We start from the raw sequence: 25,440 nt of genomic DNA on the forward strand, positions 1-25,440 counted from the left end.
CGGCCCGGCAAACCTGCCGGGCCGCGCCCGTCCAAAACCGCTGGCGGCGCTTCGGGAGGAGCACGGTCATGTGGCGTGTGATTTATTTCTGGGTGGGGCTTCTGACGGCGCGGTACCTGTTCCGGCGGCGCACCGTGCACATTGACCTGGATCGCCTGCGCAGCGCCGGAATGTAGCTCGAGTCGGTTGAGCCTCGGCGCTTCGCGCCTCGGTCACGGCTCCCTCGGCTCCGCTCGGGACAAGTTCCGCCGTGACCTACCCAAAAACCGATCTTTAAAACCAGTTTCTAGAAATTCGTAAACTACTTTTTCCGGAACCTCGAAAACTGGTGGTCCGCCACTCTCCGGCAACTCATCCACCGCCACCACGGTGCATTTTCGAACGTAAATCCAGGCGCGTGAAACGTCGTCGGCCGGTACGGCGACGGGTTCCGCAGGTCCGCCACTGATTTCTCCTGCTCCGGCGGCGCCAGTTGTCCGATCTCGACCGGCGACATGGTCACGAACTTCTCGTCCACCAAGCCGGCGCGCGACAAGTATCCATACAACGTCGGGCCGCCCTCGCAGAGCAGGTGCTCGACGCCAAGCTCGCGCCGCAGCAGCCCGGCGGCAGCGGTCAAGTCCACGAACTTGTTTTCGCCCGCCACGATCACCCGCACCTGCGGATGGATTTGCTTCTCCGCCAGCCGCTGTGCCCCGGATTTTGTGGTGACCACCACCGCGTCCACCAGCTCACCGTCGAACACCCGAAAGGCCGACAAGTCCAACCTCGCCGAGCCGGTCACGACAATGTTCATCTCGCGCCGCTTTCCCAGTTTCTGCCGCAAACGCCGCAGTTCCGCGTCCATGATGCGGAACACCGGCCCGCGCGGCCTGCCGCCGAGCTCGGTCTCGTCGAGCAGCGTGTTCGCCCCGACCAGCACGGCGTCGGCATGCGCCCGCAGCAGGTCCATCAGCCAGCGGTCCTGTTGCGAGCGCGCAATGTCGGACCCGGCCGCGTGCTTGCCCTTGAACGACACGATCCCGTCCAGCGACTGGACGAAATTCGAGTAAATCCACGGCCTGCCCGCCGGCGCCGGGGGAAATCCCAAGCGGCCGTACGGCTCGTAGGCCGCATCCTCCACCGCCGCCGGCTCGCCCTCGTCAAACAGGACCTCGAACTTTTGCATACGAAATTGTACGTTGTGAGTAATGAATCCCGGTTGGAGCGAAGCACAAAGGAAAACAGCCAATCCCAAATTACTAAGAACTGGCTTCAAGAATACATTTTCGCCTTACGAAAAATGAAACCGGTTCAAATCACGGATGGCGCACCGCCTCCAGCCTCTGACGAACGAACGCAACCACTTCCTCGCTCACGTAGCGCGGCGGCCGCACCCGGAACACCGGCTTCCCCTGGATCAGCTTCAGCGACACTCCGCTCCACGCCGGCAGCGCATCCGGCGGCGCGTCGTGCAAAATTACCGCCGATGCCAGGTCCAGGTACTGGCGCGCCGTCGGCTTGAAGTCCGCCGTGCCGTAATCCAGCACGGTCATATACAAGTCCGGCCGCAGAAACTTCATCACGCTATTGGACTCGACGATCACGTTCTCGGCGCCCGCCAGCTGTTTCCGCAACGACGGCATTGCTTCCGCCAAATTGCCCTGGCGCGTCCGCACCCACAGCGAGCGCTCCGCCCCCGACACCAGGAAGCGCGACGTGTCGCTTTCTCCCGACCGGTCGTGCTCTTCCGTGATCGCCCAGGAATGATCGGCGGTGGCGCAATCGCATGGCGCTCCATTCGCCGAGCAAATGCCGTGGCCATACTGCGTAATCTTGACGGCGGTCCAGTGCCGCTCCGGCATGGCGGCAATCAGCCCTGCCACCACGCTGGTTTTTCCCACGCTTCGGGAATGTCCGCCAATCACGACAATCGCCATAATGTGGAAGTCTGGTTTCTGGTTTCTAGTTTCTGGTTTCTAGTGGCCCACCGTCGCGGCAGTCTGGAAACTAGAAACCAGAAACTAAAAACTATTTTTTCGCTAGTCTCGCCAGCACGGCCAGCTCTTTCAAATACTGTTTGATGGGCCTCGCCGGCGTTCCCCAGAAAACGATGCCCTTGCCGCGGATGACCTTTCCGCTGGGCACGCCGCACTGCGCGCCCAAGATCGTGCCACTCTCGACGGTGACGTGGTCCGCGATCCCCACCTGCCCGGCGACCACCACGCCATCTTCGATCACGGCGCTGCCCGAAATCCCTGTCTGCGCCGCGATCACTACATTTTCGCCGATGCGCACGTTATGCCCGACATGCACCAGGTTGTCCAGCTTGGTGCCGCGCCCGATCACGGTCGCGTCGAGCGCGCCCCGGTCCACCGTGCTGTTGGCGCCGATCTCCACATCGTCGCCAATCTCCAGCCTGCCGATCTGCGGAAATTTCGTGTACCTGCCGCTCCGCTCATCGCGCACGAATCCGAAACCGTCGCTGCCCAGCACCGCTCCGGCATGCACGATCACGCGGTCGCCCACGGTCGCGCCGGGATAAATACTGACATTCGACTTGATGTCGCAACCTGTTCCAACGCGCACGCCGGCGCCGATATACGCGCCTGCGCCAATCGCGGTGTGGTCACCGATGGTGACGTTTTCCGAAACCACCGCATGCGCCCCGACGGCAACTCCCCTGCCCAGCCGCGCGCGCTCATGCACCACCGCGGTTCGGTGAACCCCCGCCACCGGCCTTTTTTCTGCAGACAACAACTCCGACGCCTTGGCAAACGCCAGCCTCGGCTGCTTCGCGATGAGCAGCGAGTTGTGTGGCGCTGGTCTCTGACCCGTGTCCGCAAACTCACCCGCAATCACCGCCATTGCTTTCGACCGGAGCGCCGCCGCCAGATGCTTTTCGTTGTCGACGAACACGACATCCCGCGCCGTTGCCGACTCGATGCTCGCCACCGAGCCGACCTCAACGTCTGCGCCCACCACCCTCCCGCCGATGTGTTTTGCAATCTCGCTGAGCTTCATATTCCTTTCATACAAACGTCAACGCGAGCGACTCCAACTCTTAACCCGTGTCATCCCGAGCGAGGACGCGCTGCTTTTGCGCGTCCGAGTCGAGGGACCTTGCGTTTTCAATCGGCAATCGTCAATCGACAATCGGCAATGGCTTTCGGCCTGCTGCCTTGAGCCTGCAGCCTAGTACAACGGCTGCTCCCCCTCCGGCCTTGTCTTCCATCTGCGATGCACCCACAACCACTGGTCGGGATATTTCCGCACGTACTCCTCGATCACGCGGGTGAACAACTGCGTGGCGTTGAGCACGTCGCGCTCGTCATCGCCGGTTTTCGGCAGCGTCAGCCGCGGCGCAAACGTGATGCGGTATTTTCGCCGCACATCGTCCCAGATGGTGAACGCCGGCACCACCGACGAGTCCGTGCGCAACGCCACCCGCGCGATGCCGCTTGCGGCACATGCCGGCACGCCAAAAAAATCCACAAACACGCCCGCCGGCGGGGTCATGTTCTGGTCCATCAGCAGCCCGACCGTCTCACCCGCGCGCATCGCCGAAATCAGCCCGCGCGCGAAGTCCTGCTTTTCGAAAGTCGAGTTGCCGTGCAACGTCCGATAGCGCTCGACTAAGCGGTCGAGGTACGGATTGTCCAGCGCGCGAACCACGATCCGCATGGTGTGGCCGTGGATGGAATGAACGAACGACCCGACCTCCCATCCTCCCAGGTGCGCGGTCAGAAACAGCACGCCCTTGCCACGGCGTTGCGCCGCGTCGAAATTCTCGAAGCCCTCATAGACCGCGACCTGCGCAACGTTGTCCCGGGTGTAGCGCGGAAACCGGCAGAACTCCGCCAGTTGCCGGCCCAGCGATACAAACACGCCGCGCACGATCTTCCTTCGCTCGGCGGCCGCCATTTCCGGATAGGCAATCTCCAGGTTGTGCAACCCCACCTTCCGCAAGCGCCGGTGCAGGTGATACACCGCGCCCGCCAGCATGATCGCCGCCGCGCGCGCCAGCGAACGCGGCATTGCCCCCAGGATCTTCACCACGGGCCAGACCAGCGCATACTCGAGACGATGGCGCATTCGAGGGGTGACCGGACGCTAGCACCCGACCAATTCAGTGTCAAACCGATCCCTACCCCGGTTCGCAACCCGGTGCCCCGACGATTTATCATTATCTTTAGTCAGAGGATGGCATGCATGGTTGCTTGCAGGTATTGGTGGAAGATAGTTGTCGTTGCCGGCGTCATCGCGCTCCTGACTTCCTGCCGAGCCAGCGCCCCGGGCGGCGCCGAGGCCGCGCTGGTCAAGGAAATCAAGCAGCAGACCATCGGCGGGAAAGATTGGAAAAATCCGCTGCCCGACACGCCGGAGAACCAGAGAACCGGCGCCGAGCATTTCCAGCATCATTGCCAGATTTGTCACGGCCTCGATGGCCACAACACCGGGGTGCCATTCGCCGACACCATGTCGCCCCCGGTCGCCGACCTCGGCGACAAGAGCGTCCAGGCCTACAGCGACGGCCAGTTGAAATGGATCATCCAGAATGGGATCCGGTTCACCGGCATGCCCGGCTGGACCGGCGTCCTCGACGACAACGAGCAGTGGGCCATCATTGGCTACATCCGCCACCTGCCCGCGAAGGGTTCGCTCGGTCCGCCGCCGGTCTATCAGGCGGCGGAAGAGGAACACAAGCATGCTGAGGAAGGCCAGGGCTCACAGCCGCACCAGCACAAGCACGGAGAGCAGGAACATAAGCACTGACGAGGGAGTTGGGAGTCAGTAGTTGGGAGTTAGCGGGACGGCATCCAGGTCATGAATCAACGCCGGCCGCAGAACGCCAACTACTAGCTACTGTTTTTCCGCCTGCTTTTCCGTCGCCGGCTTGGGCGCTTCCGCCGCTTTCACCGGCGCGTATTGCCGCAATGTCTCCAGGAAAGGATTGGCATCCGCCGGCGCCGGGTGCACGCCGGTCAGCAGTGCGCGATACGAAATCATGCGCCCGTAGAAGGCGCGCGTGTCGTCGTGGTCCTGCTTGATCACCGCACCGTTCAGCGTTACTCCGGCAAACACGCCGCGCGCCCGCGAATAGGTCAACACCTGCGCGCGCATCTTCCAGTCGGTGGCGCCTTCGGCGTGACGGCCCACCGGCCCGGCCGCTACCGACGCATCCGCGCCCAGCTTGAACTTGCTCGACAGCAGGGCCCGCATGCCGCGCTCGTTCATGATCACCATCACCAGGTCCACCGCCTGCCCGCCGATCTGGAACCCGAAGCTGCCGCCTTCCACGCGGAAAAACGCGGGCGCGCTCCAGCCGCTCGAGGTCTTGCAACTCGCCACGCCTTTGCCGTACGACGCACCGACAATGAATCCGCCCTTCAGCATGGAGGGCACCACGGCGACGCACTGCGACGACCCGAGGATGTCTTCCGGAATGCCCTTGTCGGGCGCGGCCATGATTTCGTTCATCACCGTGCCCGCCTCGCTGACGCGATCCAGCACTTTGTCGCGATCTTGCGCCCAGCTCAGGGTTGTGAACACACTTAGCAGCAAACCAACCAGGACTTTTTTCATGAGCAATGCCTCTCCGTGGCGCACATCCCAATACTACAGCTTAGATGCTGCCGGCAGCGGTGGCTTCGCAGGTGCGGGAAAATAAAAAAGCCGGGAGCGAGGCCCAGTTCGCTCCCGACTTCCGTTCGAGCCCCGGGTCGCGGCTTTAGAGTCCGCGACCCGGGGAATTAACTCCCAGGGTTCTGTGGTAGGTGAGCGCAGTATGCGTCGGGCGTCAGAAGCGCGCAAATCTCGCCAGTCCGTGTCCTTAAGTAATCCCGCCAGACTTGGTTCACCACTGAGGCCGTGGTGAATTGAATTTCGAGCAGCAGCGCTACTTTGTGACTAAAGAGTGCGTGATGGCATGCACTGACAGGGCGATCCGGTTCTGCACTCCGACCTTGCGCATCAGCTTGGCGACGTGCGCCTTCACCGTGCGCTCTTCGATGCCCAGCGCCGCCCCAATTTCCTTGTTCGATCGTCCTGCAACCAGCATTTCCAGCACTTCTTTTTCGCGGTCGGTAAAAGTCACGCGTCCCGCCGGGAAAATCCGCCCCGGCGAGGTCGTAACCCGCTCGATAAAAATGGACAGCACCTTGCGCGGCGCCCAGACCGATCCCTGGTTCACGATGCGAATGGCCATCGCGAACTCCTCCGGCGTCGCCGCTTCGTCCACGTATCCCTTGGCGCCGGCCGCCACCGCCTTGAGGATGGTTTCGTCGTCCGCGCCCGAACCGCACACCAGCAAGCGCAGGCCGGGACGTGACGCCTTCAGCCCCGCCATCAGGTCGAACAGGTTCTGTGACCCGTGGCTGCCGAGCATCACCAAGTCCAGATCCGGCTCGGTCGCCACCTTATCCAACGGGACCGAGACGATCTCAAATTCGGGTTGGGATTCGAACAACGCGCGAAAACCGATCAGCCGCAGCGGATCGGGCTCAATGACAGCAACGCGGATCTTGGGTTTTTTGGCCGCGGCCGCTTTCATATGTTCATCCTTGTACCTGGCGCGTAGCATACCCTAAATCGGCGAAAGGCCAATGTCCTTCCGGCCATGTCCGCTAGTCACAATCCTGGGTCGCTCGCTCGATCGGTTCACGACCAGGACGGACCGACAAACCGATAGATGCCTTTCGGAGGAACGATGAGAAACTTTTTGCTCGCTATCCTGCTCTCCGCGTCCACGGTCTTCGCCCAGGGCGCTCCCCCGCAAGCCGCCGCCGACCAGCCCTATACCATGGAGTACTACTATAAGGTTCAATGGGGACACCAGCAGGAATTCCTGCAACTCTTCTTTAAGAACCACTACCCGGTGCTGAAAAAGGGGGTAGAGAGCGGCCGCATCCTTGCTGTCAGGATCGAAACGCCCGCGAACCACATGACCGAAGACGCCCGCTGGGACTATCGCGTCACGCTCAAATTCAAGAATTCCACCGCCGCCACCACCGCCAATCCCGGCGAGGAAGCGCTCACCAAGCAGCTCTATCCCGACCAGGAGACCTTCAAGCGCGAGGAACAGCGGCGCTTCGAAATCCTGCTCGCTCACTGGGACCTTCCCGTCACCGACATCACGCCCAAATAGTGGTCGGTTGTCGTGGTCGGTTTTCGGTTATCGGTTATCGGTTATCGGTTATCGGTGAGCGTTTCAGTTCTGAAGACCGAGAACCGATAACCGATGACGCCACGGCAGCTCTGCGAGAACTGAAACTTGTAAAATGTGGTCGTGATGAAACTCGACATCGGCCTGCGCGATTACGACCTGCGTACTGTCGCCGACTACGCGCGCCAGATGGAATCCGCCGGCTGCGACTGCCTCTGGTCCTCCGAAACCCAGCACGATCCCTTTCTCCCGCTTGCCGTCGCCGCCGCCGCCACGTCAAAAATCAAGCTCGGCACCTCCATCGCGGTCGCCTTCCCGCGCAGCCCGATGGTGCTGGCCTACACTGCCTGGGACCTGCAGAAAGCCTCGGCGGGGCGCTTCATCCTCGGACTCGGCTCGCAGGTAAAGGCGCACAACCAGCGCCGCTTCTCGGTCAAGTTCGAAGCCCCCGGCCCCAAGCTGCGCGAGGTCGTCCTGGCCCTGCGCGCCATCTGGGACTGCTGGCAAAACGGCACGCCACTCCAGTTCCACGGCCAGTTCTACCAGTTCGATCTGATGACGCCTTTCTTCAATCCCGGCCCCATCGCGCACCCCAAGATTCCGGTCTTTATCGCCGGGGTAAACCATTACATGTGCCGCATCGCGGGCGCGGTCTGCGACGGCCTCCACGTCCACCCCTTCCACACTCCCCAATACCTGCGCGATTACGTTCACCCGGCGGTCAGCGAAGGATTGCGCTCCGGCGGACGCTCCCGCCCGGACTTCACCTACGCCACCGCCGCGTTTGTCATCGTGGGCGACACGGAACAGGAGCGCGCCCGCAACGCGGAAGCCGTCCGCCGGCAGATTGCGTTCTACGCCTCCACCCGCACCTACGAACCGGTGCTGGCCTCGCATGGTTGGGAAGGAATCGCTCCGGAGCTGCACCACAAGTCCCTGCAGGGAGACTGGCAAGGCATGGCCGCGCTCATCACTGACGAAATGCTCGACATGATTGCCGTCACCGGCACGTGGGAGACGATCGGCCCCAAACTGCGGGAGCGCTACGCCGGGCTGCTCGACCGCGTCGCGCTCTACCAGCCGTACGAGGTTGCCGTGGACGACACCCGGCTCGCCCGCCTGGCTCAAGAATTGAATTACACTCAGTAAGGATTACGACATGCTCAACCACATCCGCCCGCTCGCCGCCGCCGTTCTCGTCCTATCGCTGCTCGCCGCCGCGCAAACCAGCTACACACCGCAATTCAAGGGTGACCCGGCTCACTCCACCGCCGAGGCCGCCGCGCTTGGCTACATGCGCACCGTCATCTACGCACAGCGCGTCTACTATAAGAAGCACGCCGCCTACGCCACCACGCTGCCCGAGCTGGTCGGCTCCAGCTCCTTCACCCGGCGCATGACGAATCCCGACCGCGGCGACTACACCGTCCACTTCACCTCGACCAATGCCGGCAAGAACTTTTCGCTCTCCCTTGTCCCCAAGCAGTTCGACGCCGCCCACCGCGCCTTCTTCGCCGACGACACTGGGGCCATCCGCGCGGAAAACGACCAGCCCGCGAGCGTATCGTCGCCGAAACTCAAGGCGGATTGATGTGCGCGGCCGCTTATGCACCGCCGAAGAGTCACCTCAATCGGTAATCGTCAAAACTCCCTCGTGCTGCGGTATGCCTGTTCCCTGCACTCTAAGGCAACAGCCATCTTGACGTGCGCAGGGAGTCGCGCAAAACTCTTCCAACGCCAGGGGGGAGGCTAAGCCGTGAAGCTCTTCGCCACCAAGGAATCCTATCGCGCCGGCGACCGCATTTTCGCCATCCTACAGCGCCCGGACGTCGCGCTCCTGCTCACCTGCGAGGCGCCTTCGAGTTGGACCGCCATGCTGTTCGACTTCGGCAAGAAACAGGCCGCCGCCGCCGCCCACAATCACCCCTCCATTGCCGAGGCCCAGAAGTACGTGATCGCGCAGATGCAGGCGCACTACAAGGTGGCTCCGCCGGAGGTGGAGATCCAATGGCAACAGGCGCTCAACCGGCCCGACATTCTGCAAACCTGAGTTGGAGAGGTTAATTGACGGCCCAGCAGGTCAAGGAATTGCGGTAACGGCGGCAGCGCCAGTTCCAGGTGTGCATGCCCGGATTGAGGTGGACGTATTCGAACATGTCGGGGCGCCGCGTCTGGCCCCAGTAGGTCACCGGCCATACCTCGGGCGAAAGTTCCGGGGTTCCCCCGGCCACGCAGCCGAGAAAGATCACGCCGCCATCGCTCTCCGGCAGCGCAATGCAGTTGCGCTGTTCGCCGACAGCCCAGTCGGCCCGGCCGAAATATACCGTCGTGTCTTCGCGGTGCGGCACCCAGCCGGCGCGGTTGGCGGCGCTGGCGACGCCCAGGCTGAGCCCGACGATGACGACGACCGCAACCGCCGCAAGCCTCGCCCTGGCCAAAGCATTCGACTGCGGGGTCGCGCCGGTATCCGTCGAGCTTGGATTCATGACCGCGCTGGTATCCATGGATAGCAATTTTAGCGGTGTTACAACGAAAAAAAGAGATTACGTTGGAGCGTGAACCACGGTGCTCAAGGGAAGGCGTCAGGCGTCAGGCTCCAGGCTTCAGGGTCAAGCCGGAATCGGCTAACATCCCCATCACATCGAGGACTCCCGTTGTCATCCGGCAAGCGATTTCCGCGACAGCAGCCGACCTCCGCAAAACGCAGCCCGCAGCGGTGGTGGAATCACGCCTGGTTGCAAGCCGCGGCGCTGATCGCCATGGCGGTGGTCGTGTACCTGCCCGCTGTGCGCGGCGGCTTCATCTGGGACGACCGCATGTACCTGACGCACAGCACGCTGATGCGCCGCCCGCTTTGGAGGCTATGGATTGCACCCGAGGCCATCGATTACCTGCCGCTGACGTACACGCTGTACTGGCTGCAATGGCGCATCTGGCACGACAGCGCGATGGCGTTTCACCTGGTGAACGTGCTTCTGCACGGCGGCGCTGCGGTCATGCTGTGGCGCGTGCTGCGCCGGCTGCAAGTGCGCGGCGCATGGATCGCCGCGGCCATTTTCGCAGTCCATCCCGTGGGCGCCGAGTCGGTGGCATGGATCGCCGAGGAGAAAAACACGCTGTCGCTGCTGCTGGCGGCAAGCGCGCTGTTGCTGTACCTGAATTCGGAGGCGCGGCCGCGGCGGTATTGGATGGCAGTCGTCACGTTTGCCATGGCGCTGTTCTCCAAGCCGGCAGTCATCATGTTTCCGGTGATCCTGCTGCTGCTGGCGTGGTGGAAGCGCGGCGCGATCACGCGCACCGAATACCTGCAGACCGCGCCCTTCTTCGCGTTATCGGCGATTTTTGCGCCGGTAACGATCTGGTACCAGAGGCGCTCCATCGGCACGGAACACATTCCGCTCGGCGGGATTGGCGAGCGCTTGGCGCAGGTGACGAAAGCGGCATGGTTTTACCTTTATAAACTGCTGCTGCCGCGCGATCTCATGTTCTTCTACACGAGTTGGAAACACAGCGGCCTTGACGGATTCACCGTGGCCGGCATAGTGGCATTGATCGCGGTCGCGGCCTGTCTGTGGCGCATGTGCGCGCCATGGGGACGCGGGCCGCTGGTCGCGCTGGCATGTTTCGCGGCGCTGCTGTTGCCGGTGCTGGGACTGTTCGACATGGCGTGGATGCAGTTCGCGCCGGTGGCCGACCATTACCAGTATCCGGCGATGATCGCGGCGATCGCGCTGATCGCTTCAATTTTGGAGAATCCCCACCCTGTCGCTCCAAGACCGGGAGCGACAAGGGTGGGCCACCCAGCGCGCGTGGCGGCGGTTGCGGCGATCATCGTCGCACTCGGCGCGCTCACCTTCATGCAGGCTCGGCAATATCGGGACGAAGACACGCTGTGGCGCGCGACCCTCGATCGTAATCCGCAGGCGTGGGCGGCATGGGCGGGACTTGGGCTGACGGCGAGCGAACGCGGCGATACGGCCACGGCCATTGCCGACCTGAAGCGCGCGGCGGAACTGAATCCGCAATATTCGGCAGTGCACAACAATCTTGGCGCGGAGTACCAGAAAAACGGAGACGTCGAAGCAGCGATCGCGCAATACGACGCGGCGGTGCGGATCAACCCCAGGCTGGCGGCGGCGCAGTACAACCTGGGCGTGATGCTGCTGCGGCAAAAGCGGGCGTCGCAAGCGGAGCCCCACCTGGCGCGCGCTGTCGAACTGATGCCCAGCAGCTCGCCGGCCGAGGCCAAGCTGGGTTCGGCATTGCTGGTGCAGGGCAAGCTGGCGACGGCGGAGCAGCACCTGGCGCGCGCGGCGCGGCTGGATCCGGCAAGCTTTGAAGCGCACGCGTACCTGGCGGAATGTTTGCGGAAACAAGGGAAGTCCGAACAAGCGTTCGAGGAGTACCAAAAAGCCATTGCGTTGCGAGGACAATAGATCGTAGTCCGTAGTCCGCGATCAGGACTACCGACTACGGACTACCTGCAAAAAACTGCGCCGGCGGTGAGGCCGGCGCGGGAGAGAGTTATCCGAATTCGATCAGCTTGGTTCTGATCGGATCAGACGTTGGCTTTCTGGTGGCATTCCATGCACTTTCCGGCGGCCGGGGCCTTCTTGCCCTTGGCGTTTTCCGCCATATGGCAATCAATGCAGGTGCCCTTCTTGGCCATCGGGTCGTGGAACGCGAGTTTGTAGGTGGTCTTCATCGGGGCCACGGCCACCTTGGCGTGGCACTCGCTGCAGGCTTGCGTTTTGCCGGTGGCAGCTTTCTCCGGCTTGGACGCATGGTGGCAGGTGTCGCACTTGATATTACGGTCGGTTGCGTGAACCTTGTGCATGAACTTCACGCCGCCCGCGGGATTGCCCTTGAGAATGACCGTATCAGGTGCCGGCTTGTCTGCGGCAAAAGCGGGGCCGCACATAACAAACAACAGGACAAGGCCCAACAGCACAACAAACAATCTCGAAATCTTCACGTCGCCTCCTCGCGAGAAAAACGACAGACGATTACTGCGGAGCGGATTATAGCGGCGGGAGGGCGGGTTTTTCAGTGACCAAAAAGCGATGTCACGCGCATGCGTGCGCCGGGTCACAGGGGGGAGGACTGCCGGTTCTCGGTTTTCGGTTCCCGGCCTATCGGGCGTGCAGCCGTTCGCCACAGTTGGGCGCCGACCGACTGACCGATAGACCGAGAGACCCGCTCTTAGTAACTGCGGCCGTAACCACCACCGCCGCCACCACCACCGTAGCCGCCGCGTCCGCCGCCGCCGCCGCCGCGTCCACCACGGCCGCCGCCACCGCCACCACCGCCAGGGCCGCGTTCCGGCTTGGGACGGGCTTCGCTGACGTTCAAGTTGCGTCCGCCGACGTTGGTGCCGTTAATACCGGCGACGGCTTTCTCGGCTTCGGCGTCGTTGGTCATCTCGACGAAGGCGAAGCCGCGGGGCTGTCCGGTGTCGCGGTCGCGAATCATGTTGACGCGCTCGACCGTGCCATAGCCCTCGAAGATCTGGCGCAGTTCTTCCTCGCTGGTCCTGAAATCAAGGTTGCCCACGTAAATGTTCTTCATATTGTCCTCGCGGTTGAGGTCTGTTGATTGGGGGCTTGCTCGGAAGCAGCGAAGGCAGTGCCGAGTGCGGCTCGCGATCTCTAGACCGAAGTAGCGGTACCTCGCCCTCTACAGGCGGAACAAGACTACCATTTCGACGGCTTCCGCGCAGGTTCTGGCAAAACTTTTTCGCGAGCCGGCAGTGCCCTTCTGGTTATTAGAACGGTCGCCATGCGCACCCTGTGCTAGCCTCGACACGGATGGACGTTTCCGCAACTACACGCGCCAAGGGAGCGGCTGCTGTCGCTGAACCGCGGATGGTGCGCGTGCCCGATGGCTGGTTCTGGATGGGCAGCGACGCGGGCCTGGACTGCGAGCGTCCGCGGCATCGGGCATGGGTTGATGGCTTTGAGATGGCGGCCACGCAGGTGACGAACCGGGAGTATGGGCGATTCCTGACGGCCACGGGTCAGAGACCCGTGCCACACATGCTCGACCCGAATTTCAATGATCCCGCGCAGCCGGTCGTGGCGGTGTCATGGTTCGAGGCGGCGGCGTATTGCGAATGGCTGAGCGCGGCGGCGGGGCAGCAGTACCGCTTGCCGACTGAGGCGGAGTGGGAATGGGCGGCACGCGGAGGCGTGGACGACATGCCGTATCCGTGGGGTGATGAGCCGCCGCAGTCACGTCCGGGATATGGCGACAGGTGGAAGACGGGGCCGGAGCGGGTGGGGCGGAGCGAGCCGAATGGATTCGGCCTGCACGAGATGTGCGAGAACGTCCACGAGTGGTGCAGCGACTGGTTCGACCCGTCCTACTACTTCAGTTCGCCGGAACGAAATCCGCGCGGACCGGAGAGCGGAATGCGGCGGGCATCGCGCGGCGGATCGTGGAGGCACCACGTCAAGAATTCCAAGTGCTACACACGGTCGAGCATCCCGCCTGAGTTTCAGTATGTGGATTACGGGTTTCGGGTGGTGCGGAGTCGGTAGTCGGTAATCCGGAGTCGTCAATCGGTTACTAGCTGCGGTTGAGATCGTCGATGTCGTCGCGCAGGCGCTGGTACCCGCGGGTGAGGATTACCAGGTAAACGATGTGTATCGCCCAAGCGGCGCCGTAGGCGGCGTAAACCCACTTCATCGCGAGGCCCCTTTCGCGCCGGCAATGGCCTTCATGGCGTGCGCTTCTTCCACCTGCTGACGCAGGCGTTCGAGGCGGTAACGAAGCCAGATCACCAGAAATGCGAGCGCCAGGAATCCGCACCAGTTGATCAGCAGCGCGTGCATCATGCGCGGATCAATGCCGGAGCCTTCGCCGCCGCCGATGACCGGCTGCGGATGCTGGGTGCGGAACCAGCGGATCGCCATGTAAACGAACACCACGTCCACGGCGCCGAAGACGGCGAGCACGGAGGCCAGCACCGGATTCTGTCCGGCGGTGGAGTAGCGCCGCAAAAGCAGATAGCTGACGTAGATGAGCCAAAGGACGAGCGTGGAGGTGAGGCGCGCGTCCCAGGTCCACCAGATACCCCAGATCGGCTTCGCCCAGATCGGCCCGGTGACAAGCACGATGGTGGTAAAGACGACGCCGACTTCGGCGGTGGTGAGCGCGACGGCATCAGCCTTGGGGTCACGCGAGGCGAGATACCAGATGGAAGCGGCGAGGTTAGCGAAGAAGCAGAGGAACGCCGTCCAGGCCGAGGGCACGTGGTAGTAGAAAATCCGCTGCGCATCGCCCATGGTCATTTCCCTGGGAGCGACGATGAGCCCCTGGTAAAGGCCGTAGGAGAGCAGCGCGAGCGTGGCGAGGGCGAGGATGGAGAAGGTCGATTTCATTCCGCGTGCAAGACCGTCTCGAAGAGAAGGTATCCGATGATGGTGAACACTATATCGTACACGGCGAGGAAGACGAGCGGGAGATAGGGAGAGTTGTCGCCGGTCAGGATGGCGGTGGTGCCCGCAACCATGGCCAGCAGCGCGGGAATCGAGATGGGGAACAGCAACAGCGGGAGCATGACTTCGCGGCTGCGGGTGCGGATGGACATGGCGGCGAAGAACGTGCCGTTGACCACCAGCGCCCATGTGCCCAGGACGGAAGCGATGACGAGTTGATAGGCGGGACCGACGCTGCGCAGATTGTAGAAGACGACGAACAGCGGCGTCATCACGGCTTCCAGGATGATGACGAAGAGGAAATTGCCGATGGCCTTGGCAAGAAACAGCGATTCGGCGGGCGCCGGCGAGACGCGGTAGGCATCGAGCGCTTGATTGCGCAGCTCGCGCGCCCAGGTCTGATTGAGCGCTACCACCGCAGCGAACAGCAGCGCCACCCACACCAGCCCGCCGGCAATGCGGCGCGACTCTTCGGCGGTGAGGTCGAAGGAGAAGCTGAAGATCACCACCACCAGCAGGGCGAAAAACAGCATGGAGTTGATGGCGTCCTTGGAGCGCCACTCCAGGCGCATGTCCTTGGCGAGGGTGACGCGCAAAATATCGAAGAACGCGGGAGTCTGCGCGCGGCGGGGCGCGATGGCGGAGGCGCTCATCGCGGCACCGCCGAATGCACGCGGTCGCGGGCAACGATTTGTCCGGCGTTCATGGTGACCGCCTCGTCGGCGACGCCCTCCAACAGCGCCGGCTGGTGAGTAACGACGAAGACAGTCTTGCCCGCGTCACGCATGGCGGCGAGCAGACGGACCATCTCGCGCGCCGAGGCGATGTCCACGTTGGAAAATGGTTCGTCGAGAAGGACGATGGCCGGGTCGTTGAGAATGGCGCGGGCGAGGGAAAGGCGCTGCCGCATGCCCTGGGAATACTGCCCGACGCGGCGCGGAAGATCGGGATCGAGACCGACAGCACGCATGACCTGGTCGCAACGCTGGCCGCCGCGGATGCCGTAGAGTCGGGCGAAATAGCGGAGGTTCTCCAGGCCGTCCATTTCGTCATAGAGCAGCGGCGCGTGCGCCATGTAACCGATTTCGGCGGCGACAGAACGCAGGTCCGGCGAACCCAGCACGGTGACTGCGCCGCGGGAAGGACGCATCAGCCCGGCAATGGCGCGCAGCAGCGTGGACTTCCCTGCTCCGTTGTCGCCCAGCACGAGATAGAGGCGGCCGGGCGCGAACTCGGCGCTCACGCTGCGCAGGGCGGCGAAGCGGCCAAACAGTTTCGTGACCTCGGTGAGGACGATGGCGGGCGCGAGTTGGGTGTCAGTCTGGGTCAGTCGCGAAGATTCTACTGCGCGAGACCGGTGGTCGTCGCGGTTCCGGCCTGGGCTTTCTGCAGCGGCTTGGCCGGCGCGTTCGTCGGCTGCGTTCCGGGCGTGCCGGGTTGATCGGGCGCGGGCGCGTACTTGGAGGCGCACTTGGCCTGGAGCTGGTTGGCGTGGAAAACGCCGTCGCGGCCAAAGCGGCCCTCGGCCATGGCCTGCGAGTCGTCCTTAAAGGTGTCCGGCGGGGCCTCGGTCCCGTTGTAAACCACGGGAAGGGTGAGCTCGTCTTCCTTGAGCGCGAATTCGACGCGCGAACCCTGGCGCTTGATGGTGCCGGGTACAACGTTGCCGGCGACGCGCAGCCGCTTGGCGTAGCGGCTGTCGTTCATCTCGCGCAGCTCCTTGATGGTGACGTAGTAGCTCTTGCTCTGCTGCACGCCGGTGAAGGCCAGGTAACCCAGGGAGACCACGACAACGGCGATGGCAACGCCGAAACGGATATACGTCAACCGATTTTTCATCTCAAGCATAGGCCCCCACTCAGCCAACTTTACCCGTAGCGGAATCTCCGGTCAACATCACAGAAGGCTGTGACCGGGGTGGCGGCGGCAGGAAGCGAGCCGCGGGGTATAATGTAGGTTTTGGGGGGAGCCGACCAAGCTCATGAGTGACGCAAAAGACAACGGAAACGGGCACGAGCACAGCGCGTGGATCCTGAAGCCGCGTGAAGAGTGGATCACCAAGCGGCGTGACGAGGCGGCGCGCACCGGCGACGCCAATTTTTCGCAGATGCATTACGCGCGCCAGGGAAAAATCACCGAGGAGATGGTGTTCGTCGCCGAACGCGAGCGGCTGACGCCGGAATTGGTGCGCGACGAGGTCGCTGCCGGGCACATGATTATTCCGGCCAACATCAATCATCTGGAACTGGAGCCGATGGCGATCGGCGTGGCGTCGAAATGCAAGATCAACGCCAACATCGGCAATTCCGCGGTCGCCTCCAACATTGACGAGGAGTTGCGCAAGCTGCACACCTCCGTGCACTACGGCGCCGACACGGTGATGGACCTTTCCACCGGCGGCGACATCCACGAGATCCGCGAGGCCATCCTGCGGCACTCGCCGGTGCCGATCGGGACGGTGCCGATTTACGAGGCGATCGCGCGCGTCAAAAGGCTGGAAGACCTGAACGCGGACATCATGCTGGAAGTGATCGAGGAGCAGGCACAGCAGGGCGTGGACTACATGACCATCCACGCCGGAGTGCTCATCCAGTACCTGCCGCTGGTGTCGAAGCGGATCACCGGAATCGTCAGCCGCGGCGGCGCGATTCTGGCGCAGTGGATGGCCTACCACCACAAGCAGAACTTCCTCTACGAGCGCTTCGAGGACCTCTGCAAGATCTTCAAGAAGTACGACGTCAGCTTCTCGCTGGGCGACGGACTGCGTCCCGGCTGCGTGGCCGATGCCAGCGACGAAGCGCAATTCGCCGAACTGAAGACGCTGGGCGAGTTGACGGCCATCGCCTGGAAGGACGATGTGCAGGTGATGATCGAAGGGCCGGGGCACATCCCGATCGACAAGATCAAGGAGCAGGTGGAGAAGGAAGTCGAGATGTGTTACGGCGCGCCGTTCTACACGCTGGGTCCGCTGGTCACCGACATTGCGCCGGGCTACGACCACATCACGTCGGCCATCGGCGCGGCCATGATCGGCTGGTACGGGGCGGCGATGCTGTGCTACGTCACGCCGAAAGAACACCTCGGCCTGCCCAACGACAAGGACGTAAAGGACGGGATCATCGCCTACAAGATCGCGGCGCACGCGGCCGACATCGCGCGGCAACGGCCGGGCGCACGCGACCGCGACGACGCGCTCAGCTATGCGCGCTACACCTTCGACTGGGAAAAGCAGTTCGAGCTGTCGCTCGACCCGGAGACGGCGCGCTCCATGCACGATGAAACGCTTCCCGACAAGTACTACAAGGAAGCGGCATTCTGCTCCATGTGCGGACCGAAATTCTGCTCCATGAACTATTCGGCGAAGGTAGACGAGTACAACAAGCAAGTGCACGGCATCGAGAAGAAAGACTACTCGGAGCTGGTGAAGAAGCTGGTAGCGATCAAATAGTCGTCAGTCTTCAGTCTTCAGTCTTCAGTCTTCAGTCGTCAGGAAACGCATTCCTGCCGGCGAACTAGAACTGGTTTCCAAATACATTTTCGCCCCGGGAATAATGTCCCTCAGGGGCTAAAGCCCCCTATTTTGCGGCTTCGAGCGGCGCGGCTCCCTCGCCCTTCGACTTCGCTCAGGGTCGGGACAGGTTCCGCCGTGCCCCCCCAAAACCGATTTTTGAAACCAGTTCTAACTACTCAGACGGCAACAAAAGCAGTCTTCTGCCGTCGGCCCACTGTCGTCTGAAAAACGAGAAGCCGCGTAGATTCCGCGGCTTCCGGCGTTTCCTGACGACTGAAGACTGACGACTGAAGACTGACGACTGACGACTGAAGACTGACGGCTGAAGACCATTTAATTGCACTGCCGCAACGACGGCGCCGATCAATGCGCCTTGTACGAGCGTCTCCACTTGGCGTGCAGCCACATGAGGATGCCGAGGGCGCAAATCTCCAGCGGGCCGAACGTCAGTTCCGTCGCGTATGCCGGGAGCATGCTGGTGGCGGTAACCCTGACCGCCCAGATCACTCCAGCCGCGGCGATCAGGCTCCCGATCCGCTCTTCACCGTGAATACCCATCCCTCGAACCTAGCAGCCGGGTTCCGGGAAAGCTACGTCACATTCGTGCGATGGACTTTGGTTTATTTGCGCTTCAGGACGCGTTTCACGGCAGTGACGATGTACGGCGCGGTCAGCCCGTACTTCTCCATCAACTGGTCGGGCGTGCCGGATTCGGCGTAGGTGTTCTGAATGCCGACAAACTCCATCGGCACGGGGTGCGAGGCGGCGGCCGATTTTGCCACCTGCGCGCCGAGGCCGCCGTCGAGCAGATGCTCCTCGGCGGTGACGATGGCGCCACACTCGCGGGCCGCGCCGGCGACAGCTTCGTCGTCGAGCGGCTTGATGGTGTGCATGTCGAGGACGCGCGCCGAGACGCCTTCGGCTTCCAGTTGCGCCTGCGCCTGCAGGGCGTAGCCGACTTCAAGGCCGCAGGCAATGATGGCGACGTCGCGGCCGTTGCCGTGCTGTTTCGCCTTGCCGATTTCGAACTTGTCATCGGCGGTGTAGAGGATGGGCGTCTTCGGCCGTCCGGTGCGCATGTAGCAGGGACCGCTCCATTCGGCCATGCGATGCACCAGGGCGCGTGCGCAGAATTCGTCGGATGGAACCAGCACGACAAAACCGGCCAGGCCGCAGGCCAGCGCGATGTCTTCGACGGCCATCTGGCTGGGGCCATCCTCGCCAATGGAAATGCCGCCGTGCGAGCCCACGAACTTGGCGTTGACTTGCGGATACGCGACCGACATGCGCAACTGGTCGTAGCCCTTGTCCATGAGGAACACGGCGAACGACGAGGCAAAGGGAATTTTTCCGTTGAGCGCCAGGCCGCCCGCCATGCCGACCATGTTGGCCTCGGCGATGCCGATGGTGAAGAAGCGGTCGGGAAATTCCTTGCCGAACTTCGCGCTGAAAGTGGATTTGGCGAGGTCGGCGTCGAGGGCAACCACGTTGGGGTTGGCGCGGCCCAACTCCACCAGCGCCTGTCCGTAGGCCTCGCGCGTGGCGACGCCCATCTTCAACTCGAAGTTGCTGCTCGTGGTCTTCACCGCCCGTTGGCCTCCAATTCCTTCAGTGCCGCCTCGACCTGCTCTTTTTTGGGCGCGACGCCGTGCCACTCAGGATTATTTTCCATGAACGAGACGCCCTTGCCCTTGATCGTTGTGGCGATCACCGCCGTGGGCCGCGAGGTCAGGCCGGCGCGCGCTTGCTGGAGCGCATCAATGCACTGCTCCAGGTCGTGTCCGTCAATTTCGATCACATTCCAGTTAAACGAGCGGAATTTGCCGGCGACGGGCGCGGGATCGAGGATGTCGACCAGGAAACCATCGAGTTGCTGCTGGTTGTAGTCCACGATGACGGTCAGGTTCGACAGGCGGTGAAAACCGGCGTACATGGCGGCTTCCCAGATCTGGCCTTCCTGAATTTCGCCGTCGCCGACCATGACGAAGGTGTGCCAGTCGCGCTTGTCCAGGCGCGCTGCCAGCGCCATGCCGATGCCGATAGAAATTCCCTGCCCCAGCGATCCGGTGGAGGCTTCCAGGATGGGCAGCATGCGCTTGTCGGGATGGCCTTGCAGCGGCGAACCCAGTTTGCGCAGCGTGGTCAGCAGCGCAGGGTCGAGATAGCCGGCCTCGGCCAGCGTGGCGTAGAGCACCGGAACGCCGTGGCCCTTGGAGAGCAGGAAGCGGTCGCGGTCGGGCCAGTCGGGACGATTGCGGTCGTGCCGCATCACGCGGAAATAGAGCGCAACCAGCAATTCCACCGCGGAGAGCGATCCGCCCGGGTGCCCGCTGCCGGCGGCGCCGATCATCTTGACGATGTCAATGCGAATGCGGTTGGCGATCTGCTTCAGGCCGGTGAGCGGCGCCACCAGGGTGCTCATGAACGGGCTTTCTCCCCGGCGGCGACACGCAACCGCGCCTGACAAACGGCTCCGAGCACTTCACGCGCAGAACGATAAGTTTTCACGGCAGTACCTGCACGAAGGGAATGGAGCAAGTTTATCTGCGCAGATTTGCCGGGTCAATGAACCATTAGCAGGTTTGGCGGTTGTGCTGGTGTCCAGACGATGCTTTCTTTCTTGGCCATAGCGCGAATCTACGCCGGCGAAGGCGCCTTCACCTGGGTCGCGAGGGCCGCCGTTTCCGGACGTGGAAACCACTGCTGGATCGCCGGCAGCGCGGCGCGGGCCGCCTGTTCTCCGGCGCGGATCAGTTCCGTCGCGCGGTCGAAGCCGTCGTAGCTGAAGCCGCGCACGTCGGGCTGGACAATGACGTCGGCCGCGGCTTCCCACAACCCGCACATCCTCGATTGCGCGATGGAAAAGCACTGCCCGATGACGTCGAAGACGTGCCGCGGGCCGTCCCCGTTCACCCAGTGCGCGCTCAGGTAACCGGCAATGACGCGCTGCGCCCCCATTTCGCGCAACGGGACGGTGGGGACGGCGTGGGCGAGCATCCCGTCCACCAGCAGGCGCCCGTTGATGTTGACCGGCAGGAACATGCCCGGATAGGCACAACTGGCGCGCACCGCGTCCACCAAATTGCCGGAGCGGAAGACCACGCCTTCGCCGCTGGTGAAGTCGGTGGCCGCCACCGCCAGCGGTATTTTCAGCTCCTCAAAGGTGCGGCACCTCAACATCTTGTTGAGGAACCGCGCCATGCGGTCGTTGCTGGCGAAGCCGTAGCGCGAAAGCGTCCAGCGCGCAAAATCCTTGAAGCGAACCTGGGCGGCGATCTCCTCCAGTTCCCGGGCGGAGATGCCGCTGCAATAGGCTGCGCCGATGACCGAGCCGACGCTGGTGCCGGCGATGAAATTGACGGGAATTCCTTCTTCTTCCAGGACCTTGAGGATGCCGATATGCGCCAGGCCGCGGGCGAAGCCGCCCCCAAGCGCAAGTCCGACGGTCGGTGTTTCCGGCGCTGCCGGGGCGAGCGGGACATCTGAAATGCGTTGCAGCCCGCGAGCAAACGCGCGCACCGAACGCGCTATTTTGTTTAGCATACCGTGCCTAATTCCACATCCGGCCCCACGCGGAAGTTACATTCGGTATGATGCCCGGTTCTGCAATTGATGATGAAGCAGTGGCCCTGGCCACGCTAGGTTACGGTAGTCACGGCGAACGCATTTCCAGGTAACTAAAGGCGGCCTTTCCGCATGGAGCGCGAATATTCGGCTGGAGGCGTGGTCCTCCGCCGCAGGCAGGAGCGGTGGTGGGTGGCGGTCATCGAGCCGCAGGGCAGGCGGAAACCGGGCACTCCGGGGAACGCTCCCGCCACCGTGCTCGCGCTTCCCAAGGGCAACGTAGACAAAGGCGAAAAGCCGGAAGAAACGGCGGTGCGCGAGGTGCGCGAAGAAACCGGCGTCGAAGCCAGCCTGGTCGCCAAACTCAGCGACATCAAGTACATCTACGTGCGCTCCTGGGGCGACCGCCGGCGCGTATTCAAAGTCGTGAGCTTTTTCCTGCTGCGGTACCGCAGCGGGCGCATCGGGCAGATTACGCCGGCCATGCGCCGCGAAGTGCGGCAAGCCATGTGGCTGCCGCTGGACGAGGCCTCGCAAAAACTCAGCTACCGCGGCGAGCGCGACGTGGTGAAGCTGGCGCAGGAATACCTCAAGGCGCATCCGGAACTTTAGAGCGAGGCAAAGGTGCCGCAGACGCCGCACCCCGGCGCAGTCCCAATTCGGAACGCGTCACAAACGCTGGTGACGGGTGCACTTGCCGCTGGCGCCCACTCTGTGCTAACCGAACTCATCTCCTAAGTGTAGGACAGGCAAGGATTTATCTTGACGCCGGGAGAGCCCTCCGCTAGGCTCAACACAACTAATAGAAAAGGGCGCGCCGTTGCCATCCTCACCCCACATCTACGCGGCGCGCCCGAATTTTTTTGTGGGGTAAATTCCCGCAAAAATCGTGTCCCAGAAGGGCAGAATTTCTTTCGCCTGGAAGCCGGCCGCGTCACAGGCTGGCGGCGATTCAAGCTGCTATATTGTCGCGTGGACCTCCAGGGATTTCTGCCATGATCAAACGAATTGATAGAGTCGCTGTCCTCGGCGCCGGGACCATGGGCGCACGCATTGCGGCGCAGCTGGCCAACGCCGGCGTTCCCTCGTTCCTGCTGGATATCGTGGTGCCCGATGCCGATGGCGACGCGCGCAACCATGTCGCCGCCGCCGGGCTGCAGGCCGCGCGCAAGTCCAAGCCCGCGGCATTCTTCGAACCGTCGCTGGCGCACTTGATCACCATCGGCAACTTCGACGACAACATGAAATTTGTCGCCGAATCCAACTGGGTGATCGAGGCGGTGGTGGAAGACCTCGACATCAAGCGCACGCTGCTGAAGAAGGTGGAAGCCGCCCGCCGTCCCGGCACGATTGTCACCACCAATACCAGCGGCCTGCCGGTCGGCAAAATCGCCGAGGGCTTCAGTGACGACTTCCGCCGCCACTGGTTCGGCACCCACTTTTTCAACCCGCCGCGCTACATGCGCCTGCTGGAGATCATTCCCACGTCCGACAGCGATCCCGCGGCGGTGGAGGCCATCTCGCATTTCTGCGACGTGCGGCTCGGCAAAGGGATCGTGACCGCCAAGGACACGCCCAACTTCATCGCCAACCGCATCGGCACATTCTCCGCGCTCAACGTGATGCGCCTGATGCAGGAAATGGATCTCACCATCGAGGAAGTGGACGCGCTCACCGGCAGCGCCGTCGGCTGGCCGAAGATGGGCACCTTCCGCCTGGCCGACATGGTCGGGCTCGACATCCTGGGTCACGTCGTTTCCAACATGACCACCAACCTGACGGACGAGCGCAGCGATCTCCAGCTTCCCGATTTCTTCAAGGCCATGGTGGAGCGCAAATGGCTCGGCGACAAGACCAAGGGCGGTTTTTACAAGAAGGCAAAAGGCGCTGACGGCGAGGAGCGCCTGGGCCTCGATTGGAAGACGCTGGAGTACCGGCCGCGCCAGAAGGCGAAATTCCCCACCCTGGAAATGGCGAAGCAAATCGAGGATACGCCGCAGCGCCTGCGCACCTTGCTCGGTATGGATAACGCAGGCGGCGGTCCGCAGAAGGGCGACCGTGCCGGGCCGTTTCTGTGGTCGGTGCTTTCCGATCTGTGGACGTATTCGGCCAACCGCATCGGCGAAATCTGCGATTCGCTGGTGGAGATCGATCGTGCCATGGGCATGGGCTTCAACTGGGAGCTGGGACCATTCGCACTGTGGGACGCCGCCGGCGTCGAAGCCACGGTGGCGCGCATGAAGAAAGAGGGCCGGCCGGTGGCGGCCAATGTCGAGCGCCTGCTCGCTTCCGGCAAGAAGACGTGGTACAGCGACGCCATCGGCGCGCCTTCGGGCGTTGCCTACTTTGACGTCGCCGCCGCCAGCTACAAGGACCAGCAGGTCTCGCCGGGAATCTGGTCGGTGCAGGTGGCAAAAAAATCCGGCGGCGTGGTCAAGAAGAACCCGGGCGCGACGCTGATAGACCTGGGCGATGGCGTGGGCTGCATCGAATTCCACACCAAGATGAACGCCATCGGCGGCGACATCCTCCAACTGGTCATGCAATCGTTAAAGCCCGGCGGCCCCGGCGACAACTTCGACGCCTTCGTCATCACCAACGATGGCCAGCATTTTTCTGCCGGCGCCAACATCATGCTGTTGCTGATGGCCATCCAGGAGGAGGAGTGGGACGAGATTGACATGATCATCCGGCAGTTCCAGGGGATGACGCAGGCAATCAAGTTCTCGCCGAAACCCGTGGTGGTCGCGCCTTTCGGCATGACCCTGGGCGGCGGCTGCGAAGTTTCGCTGCACGGCGCGGCGCGCCATCCGCACGCCGAACTCTACATGGGGCTGGTGGAAGTTGGAGTTGGCCTGCTGCCCGGCGGCGGCGGCTGCAAAGAGATGACGCTGCGCGCGGTGGACGCGGCGGCATCCATCCGCCCCGAAGGCCGCGGCGAGTCGGTGGAATTCATGGAGGCGATCAAGAAGGCGTTTGAGACGGTCGCGATGGCGAAGGTTTCGACATCGGCGGCTGAAGCGCGCGCCTTCGGCTTCCTCTCCAGCGGCGATCAGGTGACCATGAACCGCGAGCGCGTGCTCGCCGACGCCAAGGCGCACGTAGTAGAACTCCTGCGATCCTATAAACCGCCGCGCCCTCGCACCGACATTCCCGCGCCGGGCGAGAGCATTTTGGCGACCTTGAAGCTCGGCGTCCATCTAATGCGTCAGGCGGAGTACGTCAGCGACCACGAAGTGAAAATCGGAAACAAGGTTGCCGAGGTGCTGTGCGGAGGCGCCGTGACGCCCGGCACGCCGGTGAGCGAGCAGTATCTGCTCGACTTGGAGCGCGAGGCTTTCAAATCGCTCTGCGGCGAGAAGAAGACGCAGGAGAGGATTGCGTTCACGCTGAAGACGGGGAAACCGCTGAGGAACTAAAGCGTCGATGGCCGGCGGTCGATGGTCCCGTCGATGGATTCGTGAATTAGCGAATGTTTCTAACGAGGAAGATTATTCGCGCGCTCAATAACCGGCTTCTCGGCGGGCCGGACGAATTCCGCCGCGAAGCTCAACACGCGCGCAAGCAAATCGCGAAGTGGCGTCACCGCCGCCCGAAGCGCCGGCTGACCTCACGCGTGATGCAGGACGCGCTGATTGAAACCTGGAACCAGTTGCACGGCTTTAAGGAATGGCGCAAGGTCGAGGTTGATCTCGCGGTCGTAGCCGATCGCATCACGCGCCGCTCGCACCGCATGCGCTCGCGTAAATCGCAAGAGAGGCCCCGCTTCGGGTGGTTTTGAG

The 25,440-nt window shown here is 62.9% G+C and carries 28 protein-coding genes; 11 read left to right on the forward strand and 17 right to left on the reverse strand.

Annotation, left to right across the window (positions count from 1 at the left end):
• Positions 1 to 301: 301 nt before the first annotated feature.
• The 4 genes from LAN70_06355 to LAN70_06370 all read right to left on the reverse strand — a co-directional run bounded on the left by LAN70_06355 (position 302) and on the right by LAN70_06370 (position 4,074).
• Positions 302 to 1,168 (reverse strand): dihydrofolate reductase family protein, encoded by an 867-nt coding sequence (locus LAN70_06355; protein MBZ5510779.1) that lies wholly within the window; start codon positions 1,166 to 1,168, stop codon positions 302 to 304.
• Positions 1,169 to 1,298: 130 nt separating this feature from the next.
• Positions 1,299 to 1,919, reverse strand: a complete 621-nt coding sequence (locus LAN70_06360) for a hypothetical protein (GenBank protein ID MBZ5510780.1) — start codon at positions 1,917 to 1,919, stop codon at positions 1,299 to 1,301.
• 91 nt (positions 1,920 to 2,010) lie between these two features.
• Positions 2,011 to 3,003 carry a UDP-3-O-(3-hydroxymyristoyl)glucosamine N-acyltransferase gene (gene lpxD / locus LAN70_06365; GenBank protein ID MBZ5510781.1) on the reverse strand — a complete coding sequence of 331 codons (993 nt, stop codon included), beginning with the start codon at positions 3,001 to 3,003 and terminating at the stop codon, positions 2,011 to 2,013.
• Positions 3,004 to 3,174: 171 nt separating this feature from the next.
• Complete coding sequence (locus LAN70_06370; GenBank protein ID MBZ5510782.1) at positions 3,175 to 4,074, reverse strand: lysophospholipid acyltransferase family protein; 900 nt, start codon at positions 4,072 to 4,074, stop codon at positions 3,175 to 3,177.
• A 117-nt stretch (positions 4,075 to 4,191) separates the two neighbouring features.
• Between LAN70_06370 and LAN70_06375 the strand changes: the two genes are divergently transcribed.
• Positions 4,192 to 4,755, forward strand: a complete 564-nt coding sequence (locus LAN70_06375) for a cytochrome c (protein ID MBZ5510783.1) — start codon at positions 4,192 to 4,194, stop codon at positions 4,753 to 4,755.
• A gap of 87 nt (positions 4,756 to 4,842) precedes the next feature.
• Here the strand turns inward: LAN70_06375 and LAN70_06380 are convergent, their stop codons facing one another.
• Positions 4,843 to 5,565 (reverse strand): lipid-binding SYLF domain-containing protein, encoded by a 723-nt coding sequence (locus LAN70_06380; GenBank protein MBZ5510784.1) that lies wholly within the window; start codon positions 5,563 to 5,565, stop codon positions 4,843 to 4,845.
• A gap of 313 nt (positions 5,566 to 5,878) precedes the next feature.
• The gene (locus LAN70_06385) at positions 5,879 to 6,532 is read right to left on the reverse strand and encodes a response regulator transcription factor (protein MBZ5510785.1); all 654 of its coding nucleotides are present in this window, start codon (positions 6,530 to 6,532) and stop codon (positions 5,879 to 5,881) included.
• A gap of 156 nt (positions 6,533 to 6,688) precedes the next feature.
• Between LAN70_06385 and LAN70_06390 the strand changes: the two genes are divergently transcribed.
• The 4 genes from LAN70_06390 (at position 6,689) to LAN70_06405 (ending at position 9,194) form a co-directional block, all read left to right on the forward strand.
• Entirely contained in the window at positions 6,689 to 7,126 is a 438-nt protein-coding gene (locus LAN70_06390; GenBank protein ID MBZ5510786.1) for a hypothetical protein, read from the forward strand.
• Positions 7,127 to 7,270: 144 nt separating this feature from the next.
• Positions 7,271 to 8,293 carry a TIGR03617 family F420-dependent LLM class oxidoreductase gene (locus LAN70_06395; GenBank protein ID MBZ5510787.1) on the forward strand — a complete coding sequence of 341 codons (1,023 nt, stop codon included), beginning with the start codon at positions 7,271 to 7,273 and terminating at the stop codon, positions 8,291 to 8,293.
• 10 nt (positions 8,294 to 8,303) lie between these two features.
• On the forward strand, positions 8,304 to 8,735 hold the full coding sequence (locus LAN70_06400; protein MBZ5510788.1) for a hypothetical protein: 432 nt from the start codon (positions 8,304 to 8,306) through the stop codon (positions 8,733 to 8,735).
• A gap of 165 nt (positions 8,736 to 8,900) precedes the next feature.
• The gene (locus LAN70_06405; GenBank protein ID MBZ5510789.1) at positions 8,901 to 9,194 is read left to right on the forward strand and encodes a hypothetical protein; all 294 of its coding nucleotides are present in this window, start codon (positions 8,901 to 8,903) and stop codon (positions 9,192 to 9,194) included.
• A 10-nt stretch (positions 9,195 to 9,204) separates the two neighbouring features.
• Here the strand turns inward: LAN70_06405 and LAN70_06410 are convergent, their stop codons facing one another.
• Positions 9,205 to 9,648 (reverse strand): hypothetical protein, encoded by a 444-nt coding sequence (locus LAN70_06410; GenBank protein MBZ5510790.1) that lies wholly within the window; start codon positions 9,646 to 9,648, stop codon positions 9,205 to 9,207.
• Between the two features lie 150 nt (positions 9,649 to 9,798).
• Here LAN70_06410 and LAN70_06415 point away from each other — a divergent pair, with 150 nt between their 5' ends.
• Entirely contained in the window at positions 9,799 to 11,580 is a 1,782-nt protein-coding gene (locus tag LAN70_06415; GenBank protein ID MBZ5510791.1) for a tetratricopeptide repeat protein, read from the forward strand.
• A 122-nt stretch (positions 11,581 to 11,702) separates the two neighbouring features.
• Here the strand turns inward: LAN70_06415 and LAN70_06420 are convergent, their stop codons facing one another.
• Together LAN70_06420 and LAN70_06425 are read right to left on the reverse strand one after the other, a co-directional pair.
• Positions 11,703 to 12,119: a cytochrome c family protein gene (locus tag LAN70_06420; protein MBZ5510792.1), complete on the reverse strand. Its 417-nt coding sequence runs from the start codon at positions 12,117 to 12,119 to the stop codon at positions 11,703 to 11,705.
• Positions 12,120 to 12,346: 227 nt separating this feature from the next.
• Positions 12,347 to 12,712, reverse strand: a complete 366-nt coding sequence (locus LAN70_06425; GenBank protein MBZ5510793.1) for an RNA-binding protein — start codon at positions 12,710 to 12,712, stop codon at positions 12,347 to 12,349.
• A gap of 239 nt (positions 12,713 to 12,951) precedes the next feature.
• On the opposite strand from LAN70_06425, the gene LAN70_06430 reads away from it, so the two are divergent.
• Positions 12,952 to 13,683 (forward strand): formylglycine-generating enzyme family protein, encoded by a 732-nt coding sequence (locus tag LAN70_06430; protein MBZ5510794.1) that lies wholly within the window; start codon positions 12,952 to 12,954, stop codon positions 13,681 to 13,683.
• Positions 13,684 to 13,827: 144 nt separating this feature from the next.
• Here LAN70_06430 and ccsA read toward each other — a convergent pair whose 3' ends face one another.
• From ccsA to LAN70_06450, 4 genes are read right to left on the reverse strand one after another with little or no spacing between them, the layout of a single operon-like run.
• Positions 13,828 to 14,526: a cytochrome c biogenesis protein CcsA gene (gene ccsA, locus LAN70_06435; protein MBZ5510795.1), complete on the reverse strand. Its 699-nt coding sequence runs from the start codon at positions 14,524 to 14,526 to the stop codon at positions 13,828 to 13,830.
• Positions 14,523 to 15,236 (reverse strand): heme exporter protein CcmB, encoded by a 714-nt coding sequence (locus LAN70_06440; protein MBZ5510796.1) that lies wholly within the window; start codon positions 15,234 to 15,236, stop codon positions 14,523 to 14,525. The genes ccsA and LAN70_06440 overlap by 4 nt, the downstream gene beginning before the upstream one ends.
• Positions 15,233 to 15,913, reverse strand: coding sequence for an ABC transporter ATP-binding protein (locus tag LAN70_06445; protein MBZ5510797.1), 681 nt, complete (start codon positions 15,911 to 15,913; stop codon positions 15,233 to 15,235). Before LAN70_06445 ends, LAN70_06440 begins: the two co-directional genes overlap by 4 nt.
• An 11-nt stretch (positions 15,914 to 15,924) precedes the next feature.
• Positions 15,925 to 16,422, reverse strand: a complete 498-nt coding sequence (locus LAN70_06450) for a cytochrome c maturation protein CcmE (GenBank protein MBZ5510798.1) — start codon at positions 16,420 to 16,422, stop codon at positions 15,925 to 15,927.
• A gap of 142 nt (positions 16,423 to 16,564) precedes the next feature.
• On the opposite strand from LAN70_06450, the gene thiC reads away from it, so the two are divergent.
• Positions 16,565 to 18,031: a phosphomethylpyrimidine synthase ThiC gene (gene thiC, locus LAN70_06455; protein MBZ5510799.1), complete on the forward strand. Its 1,467-nt coding sequence runs from the start codon at positions 16,565 to 16,567 to the stop codon at positions 18,029 to 18,031.
• 426 nt (positions 18,032 to 18,457) lie between these two features.
• On the opposite strand, the gene LAN70_06460 is transcribed toward thiC, so the two are convergent.
• The 4 genes from LAN70_06460 to LAN70_06475 form a co-directional block, all read right to left on the reverse strand.
• Positions 18,458 to 18,652: a hypothetical protein gene (locus tag LAN70_06460; protein ID MBZ5510800.1), complete on the reverse strand. Its 195-nt coding sequence runs from the start codon at positions 18,650 to 18,652 to the stop codon at positions 18,458 to 18,460.
• Positions 18,653 to 18,714: 62 nt separating this feature from the next.
• A complete protein-coding gene (locus LAN70_06465) occupies positions 18,715 to 19,647 on the reverse strand; it encodes a transketolase family protein (protein ID MBZ5510801.1) in 933 nt (310 codons plus the stop codon).
• A 29-nt stretch (positions 19,648 to 19,676) separates the two neighbouring features.
• On the reverse strand, positions 19,677 to 20,516 hold the full coding sequence (locus tag LAN70_06470) for a transketolase (protein ID MBZ5510802.1): 840 nt from the start codon (positions 20,514 to 20,516) through the stop codon (positions 19,677 to 19,679).
• 215 nt (positions 20,517 to 20,731) lie between these two features.
• Positions 20,732 to 21,637, reverse strand: coding sequence for a patatin-like phospholipase family protein (locus LAN70_06475; GenBank protein ID MBZ5510803.1), 906 nt, complete (start codon positions 21,635 to 21,637; stop codon positions 20,732 to 20,734).
• Positions 21,638 to 21,790: 153 nt separating this feature from the next.
• Between LAN70_06475 and LAN70_06480 the strand changes: the two genes are divergently transcribed.
• The 3 genes from LAN70_06480 to LAN70_06490 all read left to right on the forward strand — a co-directional run bounded on the left by LAN70_06480 (position 21,791) and on the right by LAN70_06490 (position 25,439).
• Positions 21,791 to 22,270 (forward strand): NUDIX domain-containing protein, encoded by a 480-nt coding sequence (locus LAN70_06480; protein ID MBZ5510804.1) that lies wholly within the window; start codon positions 21,791 to 21,793, stop codon positions 22,268 to 22,270.
• A 383-nt stretch (positions 22,271 to 22,653) separates the two neighbouring features.
• Positions 22,654 to 25,077, forward strand: a complete 2,424-nt coding sequence (locus tag LAN70_06485; protein ID MBZ5510805.1) for a 3-hydroxyacyl-CoA dehydrogenase/enoyl-CoA hydratase family protein — start codon at positions 22,654 to 22,656, stop codon at positions 25,075 to 25,077.
• 53 nt (positions 25,078 to 25,130) lie between these two features.
• Complete coding sequence (locus tag LAN70_06490) at positions 25,131 to 25,439, forward strand: hypothetical protein (protein ID MBZ5510806.1); 309 nt, start codon at positions 25,131 to 25,133, stop codon at positions 25,437 to 25,439.
• Position 25,440 lies beyond the last annotated feature (1 nt).

This window comes from Terriglobia bacterium, assembly GCA_020072845.1.
In the GTDB taxonomy this organism is placed as follows: Bacteria; Acidobacteriota; Terriglobia; order Terriglobales; family Acidobacteriaceae; genus JAIQGF01.